Here is a 15,232-nt window from a genome sequence, read left to right on the forward strand (position 1 = left end):
CCAAACACCGTCTACGCATTTGAAGGATGAGACCAACATGGTTGTCACGCTATTCCTGATCACATTATCTATGGTCGCACTGACTGCCTACCTGCTTTTTTGCAAAGGTCGCTTTTTTAGCCGACAAAGCGCTGTTATCGATGCACCCATTGATATGATCTCGGAGGATCTAAGTGATTTAACCCACTGGCAAAGCTGGTTGCCTTGGCTTATTTACGAGCCCAATGCCCACATTGACTATGAGTACTTACACTCAGGCATTCACTCTGTTTCACCTTCTTGTTTGGTCTGGCAGGGGAAGCTCATTAAAGATGGCTATATGTCATTAGAGCCAGTCCGTTCCAGCGCGCATTATTTTCATACTCTTCTAGAAGCGCCAGCGTTTTACCCCACTGATGTGCATTTCAACGTTGACTTAACCAAGCAAAAGGGTCGCACCTTAATCACCATCCAAATAACGGGAAAACTCCCATTATTGCAGCGCTGGAAGCAAAGACTCTTTGCCATTCGGGCGGAAAAAGACGTCGAGTTGTCTCTGCTCAATTTATTGGCGTATCTTAATAAATACAACACAACCTCAGACCATGAATACAACGCCCCAAGCTTTGAATGGCTAAACACAACCACTTTGGACAATGTGGATGCCGTGACGCGTCCCTTTGTGGTGAATCATCAGCCCATGTCACAAAAAATGGATCAAGGCTTCCACGATTTGCTCACCACGCTGGGGCCAAACAATCCCCCTGCGGGCCCTTGCTTTGCGCTCTATAAAAAAGCCGATGTGATTCACCATTATTTTTCCGGAAAACTGGGGATTCCAATACAAAACCTAGAGCCATGTGCAATTACCCCAGAACGTGTTGTCCTGCGGGGTAACTACCTGCATTTGCGCTATGTTGGCTGCTATCAGAACCTATCGCTGGCGTGGCATGTGCTTTACAGCTTTATGCGTTTGCATCAGATACAGCCAAATCGTCGTCATTTTGGCGTAGAGATCTTTGAAGTTGGCCCCATGCAAACCCACACGACCAAAGACTATGTGACAAGCGTCTATTTGCCCGTGAAATAATTGGCATAGCGTCGGTTTTATGGGACAGTTTGTGCCCTCACCACAACAAGGAAACATGACATGGTCGCTTCACCCAAACTGATGTCGCTGATAGAAAGCCTCTTGCGTATTATTTTAACCATTGTTTTTTTCTATGCTTTTAAAGCGGCATTTGAAGTAGAGAATGACTTATTGTTGGCCTTCTTTTCTGTGCTTTGTGCCTTCATCACATTCAAAGGATTGATACTGGCCTTCAACAAACTCACTGCAAAAAAGTAATGCCAGAGCACGCCATTTTTAGCGTATCCTAATGACTGTCACTCCCCCTGAATACATAACGTAGCTTTAAAGGACATAAGCCTGCGTTCGAGCTAACACTTGCCGATATAAAACGAGTCTTTTTATGACAACACTTTATCAACAACATGTAGACGTTCTTATTCATCGATACGAAGACGCCATGGCGCATTTTGGTCTCGATGCCATCGTTCTGGCCTCAGGGGAAAAAAGCTACTATTTTCAAGACGATCACACACACCCTTTTCACGCATACTCTGGCGCTCAGCAGTGGCTGCCTTTTACGCTTGGCGCCGAAACCTATGTCGTGCTTCAAACGGGCAAACAACCCACCTTGGTATGGCCGGTTCGTGATGATTTTTGGCATGCCCCCAATCCGGTACCGGGTGGTGACTGGCAAAAAAATTGGTCTATCATTCCCGCCAAAAAAAACGACGCATGGTTCAGCAACCTCCCAAAACACACCGCGTGGCTTGGACCACAGCCGATAACGGCCGCGGTGGCATGTGACGGCTTAAAAGCCTATGTGGACTTTGCGAAAGCGGTAAAAACAGATTTCGAAATTCAAGCCATGCGCCGTGCCAGTGAACGCGCTGTAGCAGGACACGTAGCCGCAAAAGACGCTTTTTTGGCTGGTATGAGCGAATTAGAGATTCATTTGGCTTTCCTAAAAGCCAGCCAACAAACGGCGGCGCAAGAACCGTATCCAGGTATTGTTGGCTTAAATGAACACGCCGCTGTTTTGCATTATGAACACAAATCCATCGAACAAATGGAGAATTCTCGCACGTTACTGATTGACGCAGGCGCCTCTGAACACGGCTATGCGAGCGACATTACTCGCACCTTTGTCCGTCATGATGATGACTTCAGCGCACTGGTCAACGACCTCGACACCATGGAACAGAAACTGTGCCGCAGCGCCATGTCGGGGGTTAGTTTCCGCGACCTACATCAAGACACGTTAGTCGGTATCGCAACCTTGCTTCATGAACATAAAATTTGTGCATTGAGCGTTGAGGAACAGTTAACCAAACGCATCCCGCAGGTTTTCTTTCCGCATGGTTTGGGCCATTTATTAGGATTGCAGGTTCACGATGTGGGTGGTCATCAAATCGATTCCGCAGGTACCTTGAGCAAACCAGACGAAAGCGCGCCTTTCTTGCGACTCACCAGAACATTAGAAAAAAACATGGTGGTGACCATTGAACCGGGTTTGTATTTTATTCCCATGTTAATAGAGAAAATGCAGGCCGAAATGGTGAATCATGGATGTGATATGGCTCGTATTCAGCACTTCATGCCCTATGGCGGTATACGAATCGAAGATAACGTTGTGGTAAAAGACGATCTTCCTGAAAACTTAACGCGCACTGCCTTTTCACATTAAGCCCCCTTTACCACACACTAAAAACCGTCACGATGTGCCATAATAGGCCTTTGTGGCGGTTTTTTTTATTCTGCATTAAAAATGAAGACTCGCTGTTTACGCTTTGTTACCTATAACTAAAGGGCAATAAAATGAGCAAAATATGGAATGGATTCAGTCTTTATCAACCCCGAAGCATCGGCTAAGGTTATGTTGGTTGTGAAACACTTGCTCAGAAAGCGATCATCTTTGATCGCTTATAATAAAAACATTAACCAAGCCAACGCCATCAACTGATGGACAACACAGAGGCCTATGATGAAAAAAACAACAATTACGTTACTAGCAGCACTATCCCTTTCTTCCACTTTAAGCTTTGCCGCTTACCCAAATAAAGATGTCCAAGGCATCATTCAATGGGGCGCAGGTGGTTCCACTGACACGGTTATGCGTTCTATCTCTCCTCATGTTGAGAAAGAGCTAGGCACAGACATCATCCTAACAAACAAAACTGGCGGTGTTGGTGCGATTGCAACGAAATACGTAAACGCCAAAAAAGCCGACGGTTACACACTGCTAATGGGCGCTGAAAACCCTCAGATGTACAAAATTCTGGGACTTTCAGACATCGATTACAGCGACATGATTGCCATCAACGTATTGGCACGTGGTACGCCAATCATAGTGGCAAACAACGACGCGCCTTTTAACACCATGTCTGAGCTAATTGAATACACAAAAGCGCACCCAGGCGAAGTGAAATTTGGTTCTACTGGTGCAGGCGGTCTAACGTCTATTGTGACAGCCATGTTGGATTCTCAGGTGAAACTGGATTACATCAGCATCCCATACAATGGCGATGGCCCAGCATTAACAGCATTACAAGGCGGTGCTATTGACGTAATGCCTGCTGTGTTAGGCGCGACAATCGAGCAAATCAAAGCTGGCCGAATGAAAGCCATCAGTTTGGTTGATGTTGAATCTAACAAGTTACTGCCAAACCTTGCGCCAATCACCGACGCATTGCCAGGCATGAAATCTTACCTACCATGGGGGCCTTTCTTTGGCGTATTCGTCAAAAAAGGAACGCCTGAAGACGCCGTTGAAAAATTGCAAGCAGCATTCCAAAAGGCCGCTTACAACAAAGACTTCATCGATCTGATGCAAAAACGCGGTTTCACTATCATGAACATTTCAGGTGAAGAAGCAGATTACTTCCTAGAAGCTTACCGCTCTACCTCATCATGGTTAGTACACGACGCAGGCTTTAGTAAGTTTTCCCCTGAAGAGTTTGGTATCCGTAAACCATAAGAATACCGTTCTTCGCTTTATCCAGACGCGCCTTACCTGACGGTGAGCGCGTCACATTTTTGTTTTATCTGGAGTTAGAATGTCCAGTCAGTCCCCTTTAATAAAAACCAGAAAGCCAGGCGAACGCTTATTTTGTTTTCTGCTTGTGATGGGCAGTACCTATCTATTTTGGCAAGCCTATAATATTTCAGGCCTCAGCTCATTGAGTTCTCCAGGTGCTTTCCCACTGGCTTCAGCAGCCGTCATGGTATTGGCATCTTGTGTGGCGTTTTTGAATACCTTGAAGTCACCAGCAGCAGAAGGCGTTAGGTTCGTTTATCACTGTTTCCCTCCTGTCGTCGCTATCATCATGGCCTTAATATTGGTCTACTCCATTGTGCTCGACAGCTTAGGATTCATCCTTTCCAGTTTTGCCTTTCTGTTCATCTCTATCCAATTTTTGTATCGACGTAGCGTTCTCACGACACTCACCATTACACTGCTGTCACTGATTGTCGTTTACATTGTGTTCCGTCTCGTGTTTCAGGTTGTCTTGCCAGAAGGCATCGTTCCCGAGCGTGAAATCCTGTCCGCTATAGAATCTTTTGTGGAGATAGTCATTTTATGGATGCTTTAAATTATTTCGCCATGTCTTGGCTGTCACCTGAACTACTAGGACTCACTGCCCTTGGTACTTTTTTGGGTATTTATGTCGGCGCTATTCCCGGCTTATCGGTCACTATGGCCGTGTCTATTCTTATTTCGTTTACTTTTTCTTGGGACGTCAATTACGCGTTGTGCTTGATGGTCGGCGTCTATATGGGCGGTGTATATGGTGGGTCTCGTACCGCCATTCTCCTCAACATCCCGGGAGCACCTTCTGCGATTGCCACGGCATTGGATGGGTATCCGTTGGCGAAAAAAGGCTTAGCCGGTGAAGCAATTGGATTGTCTACCGTGATGTCTGTTGTCGGCGGCTTTGTTGGTATTATTGTGCTGGCACTTGCTGCACCAACGGTCAGCGAGTTTGCCATTACCTTTCAACCACGTGATTACATGATGTTAGGCGTGCTGGGTATTATGCTGGTAGGGTCTTTGTCTGGCAGCAGTCTAGCAAGAGGCATTTTTGCTGGGGCATTAGGTCTGTTGATCGGTACGGTGGGTCTGGATCCTATGACAGCCGAGGAGCGCTTTACTTATGGCGTTGTTGAGCTGTGGGATGGTATCAACCCCGTTGCCGTCATGATCGGTATGTTTGGTATTTCGGAAGCCTTACATCAGTTACACCACATGAATAAAGCCGTGGTGAAACAAAAGATTTCTCGCATTATTCCCAAATGGTCTGACGTGAAAAAATACATGCCGTTGAGCCTGCAAACGTCTTTTATTGGCGTTATCGTGGGGGCATTACCGGGCACAGGTGGAGATATTGCCGCACTGATGGCGTATGACCACGCAAAACGCGTCACCAAGAAACCCAAAGTGCCTTTTGGGGAAGGGGCAAAAGAAGGCTTAATTGCGCCAGAAGCGGCCAATAACGCCGCGGTGGGAGGTGCTTACATTCCAATGCTTACGCTGGGTATTCCCGGCGACGCGGTAACCGCAGTTTTCATTGGCGCTTTGTTTATTCACGGCCTAAACCCTGGACCTTTATTACTGGTTGAACAACCGCATATGTTCTGGTTTACCGTCGGTAACCTAACACTGGCCAACATTTTCGTACTCATTTTTGGCCTAACAGGCATCAAGCTATTTTCTAAAATTGTGGAGTGTCCAAAAGGCGTATTGATTCCGCTTATTTTCCTATTGTCTATTGTGGGCGCTTATGCGATCAACAATGCTGTCACAGACATTTGGTGGATGTTGGCATTTGGGGTATTTGGCTATTTCATGCGCCTTTACGCGTTCCCTGTTGGCCCTGTGATTTTAGGGGTTATTTTGAGCTCACTAACCGATGAAAACTGGCGCCGTGCTATTTTGTCTGAACGTGGCAGCGTAAGTGATTTGTTTATCAACCTATTCCACAGCCCACTTTCCACCGTTCTCTTTAGTGTGATTGTGCTGATTCTGTTTACTCAGTCACCAATTTGGACGAAATGGCTAAGAGCCAAAATCTTCCGCCCTTCTCATTAGTCCAGCAACGGTCTTGCCATGGACGGCATGACCGCCTCCCTTTCTTTTTAAGAACACACCATACGACTGAACGTCCCACTGTTCTAAATGCGCCATCATTTTGCCCATTAACAACAAAAATGTCTCAAAATGAGGCAAACACACTCATAAATACGACCTGAAATATTTTTAGCTTTTGTAGATCCTCTGTGCTTTTGAGCGCATCTAGAGAAATATAATGTATTTTTATAAGTTAACGGAACATCAAACTGAAGTTAACAAAAGACAAAACTATGGCAAATATATTGCTTTTTAAAGACTCCCCCTAAGCAATGCAACGAAGTAGTGCTTAATGCAACGGAGCTCACTATATGAATTTGAAAAGCAACCAGATGTCACTTTCACCCTCAGAACGTCGTTGGTTACCTTGGTTTGGCGACACTGGACGCCTTTCACTTTTTGGTCATGTTATTTAAACAAAGACACTTACCCAAATATTGAAAAAACGTTTGAGAGCATTGCAAACACAAGGGTGAAATTACTCAACACATGGGTAAACAACCAATGGTCACAGTTGGATGTACTACTAGAAAATATTGCGGGCGGCTTTCCCCATATTGATCAAGACGCATTAGAAGAACGCTTGAAAATGGTACCAGATGTATCAGAATATTTTGTGATTGATACGCAAGGAAAAGTACTGGGATCGACCACAAAGTCTCGCCTACATAAAATAGATCTCCACACCAAAGCCATTGAATCGGGCATCAAAGCGCCGTTTCTTCATGGCCCTTATATTGACTCTAATACAGCCAGCATTGGTGCTTCCAGTTCTAAATTCCATGATGCGGTCACCTTGATGCTGTATCTGCCGATCAAAAAAGGCGAGGCGAGTATCGGTGCCGTTTGCGCCCGCATCCCTAACGACGTCATTAGTGACATTATTCAACGCGAGGCTGGGCACATTTACAAAGAATCAGGCGACAACTATTTGTTCATGGTGAAACCAGAATTCGACAAGACCATTTTGCCTGGTACCGCTCTATCTCGCTCTCGCTTCGAAGACAATACATTCAGCCATGGGGAAAACCTAAAAAGTGGCATTACAACTGACTGGGGAACCGTAAAAGTAAAACAACATACGGAATTTGAAATCCGTTTTACCGACCCAGCAACCAAAGCGCTTCACCCCGGAGTCAGAGAAACCATCAAAAACGGCCAAAACTTATTTGTCACCTACCCCGGTTATTCCGATTACCGCCACATTCCGGTGATAGGTAAAGGCGTGACATTCCAGCTAAAAGGCAGCCCTGATACATGGGGCATGATGTGCGAGGGGGATCTCGGAGGAAGTTTACCGTCGTCGATCTATCAATTTAAAGCTGATGAAAAGCTACGCGTTTGCGTCCAGCGTGCCCATTATGGTCAGCACAGCACTGCAAGCTTACACCAACTTATCTGCCGCGATGACAGCCACCGCGGCTTTTGTCAGCCTAGGCATCACAGGATGGCTATTTAACACGTTGAGCACCAAAAAAATCAGCAACAGCATGAGCCAAATGACGGAAGTGATTCAAACCATTGCGGAAGGTGAAGGCAACCTAAAACAACGCCTGAACGACGACCTAAGCCATGACGAAACAGGGGACATGGGACGTTGGATGAACAGCTTTATCGACAACCTAGACACCACCATGGGGCAAGTGATCTCGGCGAGCACCAACGTAAAAAAATCCAACGATTTCATGGTCAATACAAACGAAGAAGCACGCCAAGCCTCCCACTATTTAGAAACCACTGTCAGCAGCATGCTGCAGGTGTTCGAGCAACAAGTAAACGAAGTACAAAGCGCATCACAAACCGCTGAAGCGCTCAAGCACACCATGGATCAAGTGGTGGCCGAAACGGCGTTACGCTTAAAAGAAGCCAAATCAGGCACGCAAGAAATCCGCGATGTCGTACGGGCGACGGCGGAATCGGTCAAATCCTTAGACCAAAAAACCAATGAAGTTGCCGGTATTATCACCACAATCTCAGACATCACTAACCAGACTAATTTGCTGGCATTGAACGCCGCCATTGAAGCCGCTAGAGCAGGCGAACACGGGCGCGGCTTTTCTGTGGTTGCGGATGAAGTTCGCAGTCTTGCTTCTAAAACAGCCGCCGCTGCAGAGAGAAATACAAACGATGCTAGAAGGCATTCAAGAAGAGACTCGCAGCGCCGTCACCTTTATGGAAAAGGGCGCTGAAAACGTCGATAAAAACCTGCAGGCGAATGAGCAAAGCAATACTGGAGACAGCGCCTTGTATGAGCTGGTCGATACCATGTTTGATGCCATTTTATTGCTCAATGAAAGCAACAAGGAAAACGCCAACACAGCGCAAGAAATGGGCGCAGCGACAGAACAAATGCAGCGTTCGATTGCGGCTCTTCAACGACGCTCATCTCGAGTTGGGTTGTCAGCCTTGAAGCTCGACTCTCTCGTTGGACAGTTTCAAGTCACGGGTAAAACGCCCGTGTAATCATGAATCAAGCCGCGTAATTTAGAGTAAAAAAAACCGGAGGAAGTTGCCTTCCTCCGGCATAAATACACCCAATAGAATAAACCATCCCCCGCAATGAAAATGGCTTACTTTTTCTCTTGGCGTGCCTGAGAAGCAAGACGCACAAAGGCATTTGCCTCACCATAACGGCTGTAATCACCCACTCGTTGTACCACCTCAAAAAAGACACCATGAATTTCTTCCGTATAGAAATGGAAGAATTCCCCTTCATCGTTTTGGTCATACATAATGTTGTGTGATTGCAATTTTCGAATCATCTCTGAAGACAAACCGAAGCGCGCTTCAATGTCTCGATAATAGTTCTGTGGAATCGGCAGTTGTTTTTCACTGTCGATATTCTTAGCTGCAGCAAAAATATCATCACAAGCAAACGCAATCTGATGAACCCCAGACCCTTTCGACTTTTGTATAAATCGTTGCGCAGATGCACTGCGCGCATTGGTCATATTCAAAGGAATACGCACGCGTTTGTCTTTGCTTAACGCCGTCCGACTTACAACTAATCCGTGAATATCTGGCAAGTCTTGGCTGGCATCGATGTCAAAACCAAACAAAGATTTATAAAAGAACGAAGCCGACAGAAAATCCGTGTTGGACACGGTCTGACCAATGTGATCAAAGCGGGTCAGACCAACGCCAGATTTCCCCTTGAACACCTTGCACAGGGACAAAATCGACATCAAAAAATCGAACCGCTGCGTCCGCCGAAACAAGGTAAACAAGGCTATCGCCAATGCCACGAAGTGCCGGAATATTTAACTCACCTGGCCCTGCTTGATTGTCAAAACGATCGACCTTGTATCGCTCTGCCAATGACAAAGTCGCTTTCACATCCTCAGACGCAAACGCCATGGCGCACACAGACACTCCGTGTTTTTGAAGTGTTCATGCGCTTGGCTTTTGTTTCACGGTTCAATATCAAATTAATATTGCCCTGACGCATTAAACTCACGTTTTTAGAGCGGTGTTTATGGGTTTCATGGAACCCCAATTGCGCCAACGTATTGATCAAGGTTTCGCCACTTTCCCCTTCAATCGCAAACTCCAGAAACTCCACATCATGGACTTGTGGAGCAACAACCGGTGCAATTTTTTCTTCGCGCTTGCTGACGGTTTGATCATCAAGCCAAATCAGTGAACGCATGCCATCTACCGCTTTTTCTAGCGGTGAAGAGGAACGGAATTCGTCGTTGAAAATTTCATGCGACAAATAGTCATTAAACCCTTTGTCTTTTAGCACTTGTAAGAATTCGACCACAGGCATGTCGCCTTGGCCTGGAAAACAGCGAAAATGACGGCTGTACTGCAACACATCCATTTGCAGGCTGGGCGCATCGGCCACTTGCACAAGGGCAATCTTGTTTAGTGGGATTTCATCACGCAACACATCTAAGGTATTCCCACGGGAAAACATGTGGAAAGTGTCTAAAATAATCCCTAAATTAGGGTGATCGACTCGTTTAACCAAATCCCATGCTTCATGATAATCGGCAATATGGTAACCCCAAGCCAAGGCTTCATAACCCAGCATAATGCCTTCTTTTTTGGCTATTTCAGCAAGGGCAAACAAGTCTGCAGCGCAAACGTCACGATCCGCAGACGAATAGGGCTGAACATTACTGCAAAACAACAATCGATTCGTACCCAACTCATGCGCCACATCAATCTTATGTTGAAGCATTTTGGCCTTTTGAGAACGCATAGGTTCAGGCATTCCTTCCATATCACGGAAGGGTTGTAAGGCTATAATCTCAAGCCCCAAGTCTTGCGCCATACGACGCGCATCCCTTGGAGTACCATCAAACTGGGTTAAGTCGTTTTCAAAGATTTCTACTCCTTGAAAACCGGCTTTTGCCGCCGCTTCGAATTTTTCTCTCAGCGTGCCAGATAGGGTAACGGTTGCGAGTGCTGTTTTCATTTTTACGCCTTGGATGTCTGCATTTCATAACGAAAATGATATACGAGGAACAAAATTGTTATTTATTCCTTTGTTTAGTATTTTTTGACTCTATACTTAATGATATTGATGCTAGCACAAGAATTTTGGTTTAGGCGCCACCGAAAGAATGAAATAAAGCGCAAAAAATATATCGAAAAAGGAATACATAACGCCTTTCCAAAGGTATCTCTTAAGAGTGTAATATAGGACATCATTCCGTTATTAGCGCTTTTCATGAGCCTAATTCCTTGACGTTTCATCGCCAATGGCAACGCAATTGCCAGCAAACATACGTATACGACGGGAGACTCTTCCATGCTAGAAAACCGCATAAAATATCGCCATCTTCAATGTTTTTTAGAAGTGACTCGCCAAGGCAGCGTTGTGCGTGCAGCGGATGTCTTAGCGTTAACGCAACCTGCCGTATCCAAAAAGCTTAAAGAATTAGAAGAGATTCTTGGCGTACGATTATTAGAGCGCAGCAAGAAAGGCGTGGAACTCACCCCTTTGGCAATGTATTTTTAGAGCATGCCAGCACCAGTGTGGCCGCGTTGCGAGAAGGCACAGAGCGTGTTGCTCAAGCGCAGCAAAAAGGCATCAGTCGAATCAGTATTGGGGTATTACCCACCGTCGCCACCAGCATTTTGCCGGAATCGGTAAAGCGCTTTCGCACCGGCGGTATTGATGTTCGGCTGCATTTGGTCTCTGGCCCTAACGCATTACTAATGAGTCAATTGCGCGTGGGTGAACTGGATTTGGTGGTCGGTCGATTAGGCGTTCCCGAGGCGATGTCTGGTTTGTCTTTTCAGCATTTATATTCAGAACAAGTGGCATTCACCGTTCGTCCCAATCACCCTTTGCTGAGTAAAGAAAACTTTCAGATCAGTGATATTGCGGATTATACGGTTCTTTATCCACCCAAAGGCTCCATTACAGCACCTTACGTGGACCGCTTTTTATTGTCTCAAGGGGTAGGAACCTTGACCGACCGAATCGACACGGTATCCGATTCATTTGGCAAGGAGTTCATCCGTAATAACGATGCCGTCTGGATCATTTCTCGTGGTGTTGTCGCGCGAGAAATCGCGGATGGTGAATTAGATGAGCTGCCAATTGATACAAAAGAAACGCTAGGTGCCGTTGGACTCACCACTCGAGCCGACTCCATACCCTCGATGGCATTAAAACTTTTTATGAATGCGATTAGGGACACGGCACAGACTTTGGACAGTTATTATAAACCTGTGGATCATCATAAAGATGGCCCTGTTATTTGAGCATTGATTAAATAAAAACCGTGATAGGACGCTCACATGTTGACTATTGTTGCCATCACCACCCCCATATTTATTATGATCTTATTGGGGTATTTTGCCGTTCGGATTAACCTAGTCCCTGGTGAAACGATTGCGGGTATGGCAAAAATCGTCATGTACTTTACGCTTCCCGCCTTGATATTCAGCACCTTGGCAAGAATGGAGTTCGATCAAGTCATCATTCCGAGTTACATAGCGACCTACGCCACCGGCTCACTATTAGCGCTGTTGATAGGCATGTTCATTAGCTCAAAAATCATGAAGCGCCCTTTAATCGAAAGCACATTAAAAGGCGCAGGAATGGCCTGCTCTAACTCGGCGTTCTTTGCCTACCCTGTTATGTTACTCGCCTTTAGCGATCCACCAACCGCCGCTTTTGCCATGGCGCTGATTGTAGAAAACCTATTCGTTTTACCCATTATCTTTATTATTCTGGAAATCAGTTCATCCAGCGGGCAGGGCTTAAACCCTCTCAGTATGCTCTATACTGTCGTGAAAAGGTTGATTAAAAATCCGCTGATTTTGGCCGTCACAGGAGGCGTATTAGCATCGACGTTTCATTTGGAACTGCCAGATGTAATTGACCGTGTGTTAGTGATGCTGTCTGGCGCATCCGCTACGCTTGCACTGATTGTACTTGGAGGGTCTCTCGTAGGAACCAGCCTGACTGGCAATATCAAAGACATCTGTTTTGTCACTACAGGTAAGCTAGTACTGCACCCATTAATGATCGCTATCGTAGCGTTATTTATGCCTGAAATGGACCGCAACCTCTTTGCTCGGAGGCATTTTGACGGTGGCCGTACCTATGATGAGCATCTACCCAATAATTGGCAGCCAATATGGTTTCCGCTCGCTTTGTGCCAGCACACTGCTCATCACCACGCTCACATCCTTTGTCACACTGGCGATTATTTTGTCTTTGATGGGATTAAGTTAACCCAAGCCCTCAACAATCACCGTCTACATTACGCTTTGAGCTTATGCACTAAGCCCTGAATGCCTAACACATACCCTTGTACGCCCATACCAACCACAATACCCGCTGCGGCTGGCGAGATGTATGAATGATGACGGAAAGCTTCACGAGCGTGTACGTTGGAAATATGCACTTCAATTAAAGGCACATCGGCACCTTTAATGGCGTCATGCAACGCAACAGATGTGTGGGTATACGCACCGGGATTGAAAACAACGCCCAATACTTCGCCCGCTTTAATACGGCGACCTGCTTCATGAATTAGATCAATCAATACACCTTCATGGTTAGATTGATGGCATTCCACCTCATGGCCAAGCTTCGCGGCAGCATCACGGCACATCACTTCCACATCCGCTAGGGTCTCATAACCGTACGTTGCTGGCTCGCGGGTCCCCAACAAATTAAGATTTGGGCCGTTCAACACCATAATGGTAGACATAATTGTTTCTCCTAAATTTATGCGTAAACATTAAATCGTTCTATCACACCAAAAAGCGCAACAACACGCTCAAGGTAAAAAATGACAATACCGTTGTGATCAACAAGGTACTGGCACAAAAACTTTGCTCGCCGTACTCCCCTCCAACAATGGGGTAAATACTAAACATGGGCAATGCAGCAAAAATAATCATCGCCACTTTCAGGTCACTTGCCATATTCGGAGCCAAGGTAAGCAACAGGGCAACCACGCAAGGAAAAAACACCAGCTTAGAAAAGGCCACCAAAGACATTTGCCCCAGACTGCCTTTTACTGACAAACCAACTAATGAACCACCAATGACAATTAAGGCCGCTGGAGCAGAGCCCATAGCGAGCATATCTAAGCCTCGCATCATGAACGCCGGAAAGCTGAAGCCAAGAGCCGAGCAAACAACGCCGCTGAACACGGCTACAATGATGGGGTTACTTATAATGCGTTTCGCTACAGGAACAAAAATAGCATTGCCTCCTGCGTTTCGTTTCCCTAAAACAGTTTCAATAAAAATCAGTCCAATTGGAAAAAGAATCACATTCTCAACCATCACCACCATAGCAAAAGCGTGCACCATGGAATGATCGAAAAACTGCAGCAATATAGGAAAGCCAACAAACGCACTGTTAGGCATGGCAGCGCCCAACCCTCTCAAGCCACTTTGTTCCCACTGATCACGAAACAGCAACCGACTTAACAGCACGGTAAACGCAAAAGACGACACCCCACCTAACGCATAAATCACAAGATAATGAGGGTTAATTAATGACTGAAGGTCCATGCTCAGCAACTTAGTAAACACCAACGCTGGCAAAGCAAAATACATTACAAACTTGCTGAGTCCTGGTAGAAACTCTTTCGGAATAAAATGAAAACGCCCGCCGACATACCCAAGCAAGATAAGAAAAAATATCGGAGCAGTAATGTTTAATACAGCATCCATGTCATCATGTCCTCAAGATTAATAATGCGATATAGAAAGAGCTAATCGTTTGCCTCACACCATGGCCGCACTCGTCATTGGCAATTCAGGGGCTGGAAGATATAAGCCTTTTTGAATATGGGAATCCAACATGGTCATCACGGACTCAACGTCATCATCAAGAAGACATTGAAGTAAGGCTTGGTGCTCTGACACAGACGCCTGCCCACGAAATGGGCGACGATGTAAGGCCAACACCTGATAGCGCATATAAAGTTCTATGACCGATGCATGGTAACGAATAAGTTGTTGGGAACCACAGTGAGACACCATAGAAATGTGAAAATCTCGATCCGCTTTTTCCCAAACTTGAACGTGGTTTTTCTCATCTTCCATCATCAGCTTTTCAGCAAAATTCAAACGAAAGTGTGCACTAATCAAAGCGGATTTCCATTCCACATGACCGACGGTATTTTCCATGGATTTGCGCACCCCAGATAATTCCAGCATCTGACGAAGCTCCAATAGCTCTCGTAAATCCGCCGTAGAAACCGGTTTTACACTGAAACCTTTTTGATCAACAAACAGCACAAAACCATCCGACACCAGACGCATTAAGGTTTCACGTAAGGTATTCACACTGGCGCTATACCGAATACGCAAAGCGTTTAGCTTGAGCTTTTCACCTGGTGGTAGTTTTCCAGTCACAATATCGGAACGAAGCTGTTCGTAAACAGATTGTCCTACTAACTTACGGTCATCTGGGTTAATCATAGAAAAATCTCAGGGTCATGGCGTTTTTATAGTAATACCCAAACTAAAAGACGCCATTAGGCGTCTTTTTTCACTCATTCTATGGGTTTATTCGCTTGCCAACAATCTCTAGATCAATGAACTAACGACATCGTATTTTTCACGAA

Annotated in this window: 17 protein-coding genes and 1 pseudogene; 13 read left to right on the forward strand and 5 right to left on the reverse strand. The window is 45.7% G+C overall.

Annotation, left to right across the window (positions count from 1 at the left end):
- Positions 1–37: 37 nt before the first annotated feature.
- From N5P32_RS00900 to N5P32_RS00945, 10 genes are all read left to right on the forward strand, one after another.
- The gene (locus N5P32_RS00900; RefSeq protein WP_265727330.1) at positions 38–1,069 is read left to right on the forward strand and encodes an SRPBCC family protein; all 1,032 of its coding nucleotides are present in this window, start codon (positions 38–40) and stop codon (positions 1,067–1,069) included.
- A 60-nt stretch (positions 1,070–1,129) separates the two neighbouring features.
- The gene (locus tag N5P32_RS00905; protein WP_265727331.1) at positions 1,130–1,327 is read left to right on the forward strand and encodes a hypothetical protein; all 198 of its coding nucleotides are present in this window, start codon (positions 1,130–1,132) and stop codon (positions 1,325–1,327) included.
- A 124-nt stretch (positions 1,328–1,451) separates the two neighbouring features.
- Positions 1,452–2,735 carry a Xaa-Pro dipeptidase gene (pepQ, locus tag N5P32_RS00910; protein WP_265727332.1) on the forward strand — a complete coding sequence of 428 codons (1,284 nt, stop codon included), beginning with the start codon at positions 1,452–1,454 and terminating at the stop codon, positions 2,733–2,735.
- Positions 2,736–2,882: 147 nt separating this feature from the next.
- Complete coding sequence (locus N5P32_RS00915; RefSeq protein WP_265727333.1) at positions 2,883–3,011, forward strand: hypothetical protein; 129 nt, start codon at positions 2,883–2,885, stop codon at positions 3,009–3,011.
- Positions 3,012–3,032: 21 nt separating this feature from the next.
- Positions 3,033–4,025, forward strand: a complete 993-nt coding sequence (locus N5P32_RS00920) for a tripartite tricarboxylate transporter substrate binding protein (RefSeq protein WP_265727334.1) — start codon at positions 3,033–3,035, stop codon at positions 4,023–4,025.
- A 79-nt stretch (positions 4,026–4,104) separates the two neighbouring features.
- Positions 4,105–4,641, forward strand: coding sequence for a tripartite tricarboxylate transporter TctB family protein (locus N5P32_RS00925; protein WP_265727335.1), 537 nt, complete (start codon positions 4,105–4,107; stop codon positions 4,639–4,641).
- Positions 4,629–6,137: a tripartite tricarboxylate transporter permease gene (locus N5P32_RS00930; RefSeq protein WP_265727336.1), complete on the forward strand. Its 1,509-nt coding sequence runs from the start codon at positions 4,629–4,631 to the stop codon at positions 6,135–6,137. Before N5P32_RS00925 ends, N5P32_RS00930 begins: the two co-directional genes overlap by 13 nt.
- 331 nt (positions 6,138–6,468) lie before the next feature.
- The gene (locus N5P32_RS00935) at positions 6,469–7,635 is read left to right on the forward strand and encodes a hypothetical protein (RefSeq protein ID WP_265727337.1); all 1,167 of its coding nucleotides are present in this window, start codon (positions 6,469–6,471) and stop codon (positions 7,633–7,635) included.
- Positions 7,538–8,365, forward strand: a complete 828-nt coding sequence (locus tag N5P32_RS00940; RefSeq protein WP_265727338.1) for a methyl-accepting chemotaxis protein — start codon at positions 7,538–7,540, stop codon at positions 8,363–8,365. Before N5P32_RS00935 ends, N5P32_RS00940 begins: the two co-directional genes overlap by 98 nt.
- Complete coding sequence (locus tag N5P32_RS00945; protein WP_265727339.1) at positions 8,304–8,639, forward strand: hypothetical protein; 336 nt, start codon at positions 8,304–8,306, stop codon at positions 8,637–8,639. The genes N5P32_RS00940 and N5P32_RS00945 overlap by 62 nt, the downstream gene beginning before the upstream one ends.
- Positions 8,640–8,746: 107 nt before the next feature.
- Here N5P32_RS00945 and N5P32_RS00950 read toward each other — a convergent pair whose 3' ends face one another.
- On the reverse strand, positions 8,747–9,361 hold the full coding sequence (locus tag N5P32_RS00950) for a VOC family protein (RefSeq protein WP_265727340.1): 615 nt from the start codon (positions 9,359–9,361) through the stop codon (positions 8,747–8,749).
- Positions 9,297–10,599 (reverse strand): annotated as a pseudogene (locus tag N5P32_RS00960) (TIM barrel protein). The gene N5P32_RS00950 and the pseudogene N5P32_RS00960 overlap by 65 nt, the downstream one beginning before the upstream one ends.
- Before the next feature lie 336 nt (positions 10,600–10,935).
- Between N5P32_RS00960 and N5P32_RS00965 the strand changes: the two are divergent.
- Genes N5P32_RS00965 through N5P32_RS00975 form a run of 3 tightly spaced genes read left to right on the forward strand, consistent with a single transcriptional unit; the run spans position 10,936 to position 12,935 of the window.
- Positions 10,936–11,145, forward strand: a complete 210-nt coding sequence (locus N5P32_RS00965; protein WP_265727343.1) for a LysR family transcriptional regulator — start codon at positions 10,936–10,938, stop codon at positions 11,143–11,145.
- Between the two features lie 17 nt (positions 11,146–11,162).
- Positions 11,163–11,897: a LysR substrate-binding domain-containing protein gene (locus N5P32_RS00970; protein ID WP_265727344.1), complete on the forward strand. Its 735-nt coding sequence runs from the start codon at positions 11,163–11,165 to the stop codon at positions 11,895–11,897.
- A 36-nt stretch (positions 11,898–11,933) separates the two neighbouring features.
- Complete coding sequence (locus N5P32_RS00975) at positions 11,934–12,935, forward strand: AEC family transporter (protein WP_265727345.1); 1,002 nt, start codon at positions 11,934–11,936, stop codon at positions 12,933–12,935.
- On the opposite strand, the gene aroQ is transcribed toward N5P32_RS00975, so the two are convergent.
- From aroQ to N5P32_RS00990, 3 genes are read right to left on the reverse strand one after another with little or no spacing between them, the layout of a single operon-like run.
- Entirely contained in the window at positions 12,905–13,357 is a 453-nt protein-coding gene (gene aroQ, locus N5P32_RS00980; RefSeq protein ID WP_265727346.1) for a type II 3-dehydroquinate dehydratase, read from the reverse strand. The two genes, N5P32_RS00975 and aroQ, sit on opposite strands and share 31 nt — an antisense overlap.
- A gap of 43 nt (positions 13,358–13,400) precedes the next feature.
- Positions 13,401–14,333: an AEC family transporter gene (locus N5P32_RS00985; RefSeq protein ID WP_265727347.1), complete on the reverse strand. Its 933-nt coding sequence runs from the start codon at positions 14,331–14,333 to the stop codon at positions 13,401–13,403.
- 54 nt (positions 14,334–14,387) lie between these two features.
- Positions 14,388–15,086 carry a GntR family transcriptional regulator gene (locus N5P32_RS00990; RefSeq protein ID WP_265727348.1) on the reverse strand — a complete coding sequence of 233 codons (699 nt, stop codon included), beginning with the start codon at positions 15,084–15,086 and terminating at the stop codon, positions 14,388–14,390.
- Positions 15,087–15,232: the final 146 nt, after the last annotated feature.

Source organism: Marinomonas pontica (genome assembly GCF_026191375.1).
GTDB classification, from domain to species: domain Bacteria; phylum Pseudomonadota; class Gammaproteobacteria; order Pseudomonadales; family Marinomonadaceae; genus Marinomonas; species Marinomonas pontica.

Excerpts from the sequence above, each read along its gene's own strand:
- N5P32_RS00920 (WP_265727334.1), top strand. The coding sequence starts at position 3,033 with ATGAAAAAAACAACAATTACGTTACTAGCAGCACTATCCCTTTCTTCC.
- N5P32_RS00975 (WP_265727345.1), top strand. The coding sequence starts at position 11,934 with ATGTTGACTATTGTTGCCATCACCACCCCCATATTTATTATGATCTTA.
- N5P32_RS00945 (WP_265727339.1), top strand. The coding sequence starts at position 8,304 with ATGCTAGAAGGCATTCAAGAAGAGACTCGCAGCGCCGTCACCTTTATG.
- N5P32_RS00915 (WP_265727333.1), top strand. The coding sequence starts at position 2,883 with ATGGATTCAGTCTTTATCAACCCCGAAGCATCGGCTAAGGTTATGTTG.
- N5P32_RS00935 (WP_265727337.1), top strand. The coding sequence starts at position 6,469 with ATGCAACGGAGCTCACTATATGAATTTGAAAAGCAACCAGATGTCACT.
- N5P32_RS00965 (WP_265727343.1), top strand. The coding sequence starts at position 10,936 with ATGCTAGAAAACCGCATAAAATATCGCCATCTTCAATGTTTTTTAGAA.
- aroQ (WP_265727346.1), bottom strand. The coding sequence starts at position 13,357 with ATGTCTACCATTATGGTGTTGAACGGCCCAAATCTTAATTTGTTGGGG.
- N5P32_RS00940 (WP_265727338.1), top strand. The coding sequence starts at position 7,538 with ATGGTCAGCACAGCACTGCAAGCTTACACCAACTTATCTGCCGCGATG.
- N5P32_RS00985 (WP_265727347.1), bottom strand. The coding sequence starts at position 14,333 with ATGGATGCTGTATTAAACATTACTGCTCCGATATTTTTTCTTATCTTG.
- pepQ (WP_265727332.1), top strand. The coding sequence starts at position 1,452 with ATGACAACACTTTATCAACAACATGTAGACGTTCTTATTCATCGATAC.
- N5P32_RS00950 (WP_265727340.1), bottom strand. The coding sequence starts at position 9,361 with ATGTCGATTTTGTCCCTGTGCAAGGTGTTCAAGGGGAAATCTGGCGTT.
- N5P32_RS00905 (WP_265727331.1), top strand. The coding sequence starts at position 1,130 with ATGGTCGCTTCACCCAAACTGATGTCGCTGATAGAAAGCCTCTTGCGT.
- N5P32_RS00900 (WP_265727330.1), top strand. The coding sequence starts at position 38 with ATGGTTGTCACGCTATTCCTGATCACATTATCTATGGTCGCACTGACT.
- N5P32_RS00925 (WP_265727335.1), top strand. The coding sequence starts at position 4,105 with ATGTCCAGTCAGTCCCCTTTAATAAAAACCAGAAAGCCAGGCGAACGC.
- N5P32_RS00930 (WP_265727336.1), top strand. The coding sequence starts at position 4,629 with ATGGATGCTTTAAATTATTTCGCCATGTCTTGGCTGTCACCTGAACTA.
- N5P32_RS00990 (WP_265727348.1), bottom strand. The coding sequence starts at position 15,086 with ATGATTAACCCAGATGACCGTAAGTTAGTAGGACAATCTGTTTACGAA.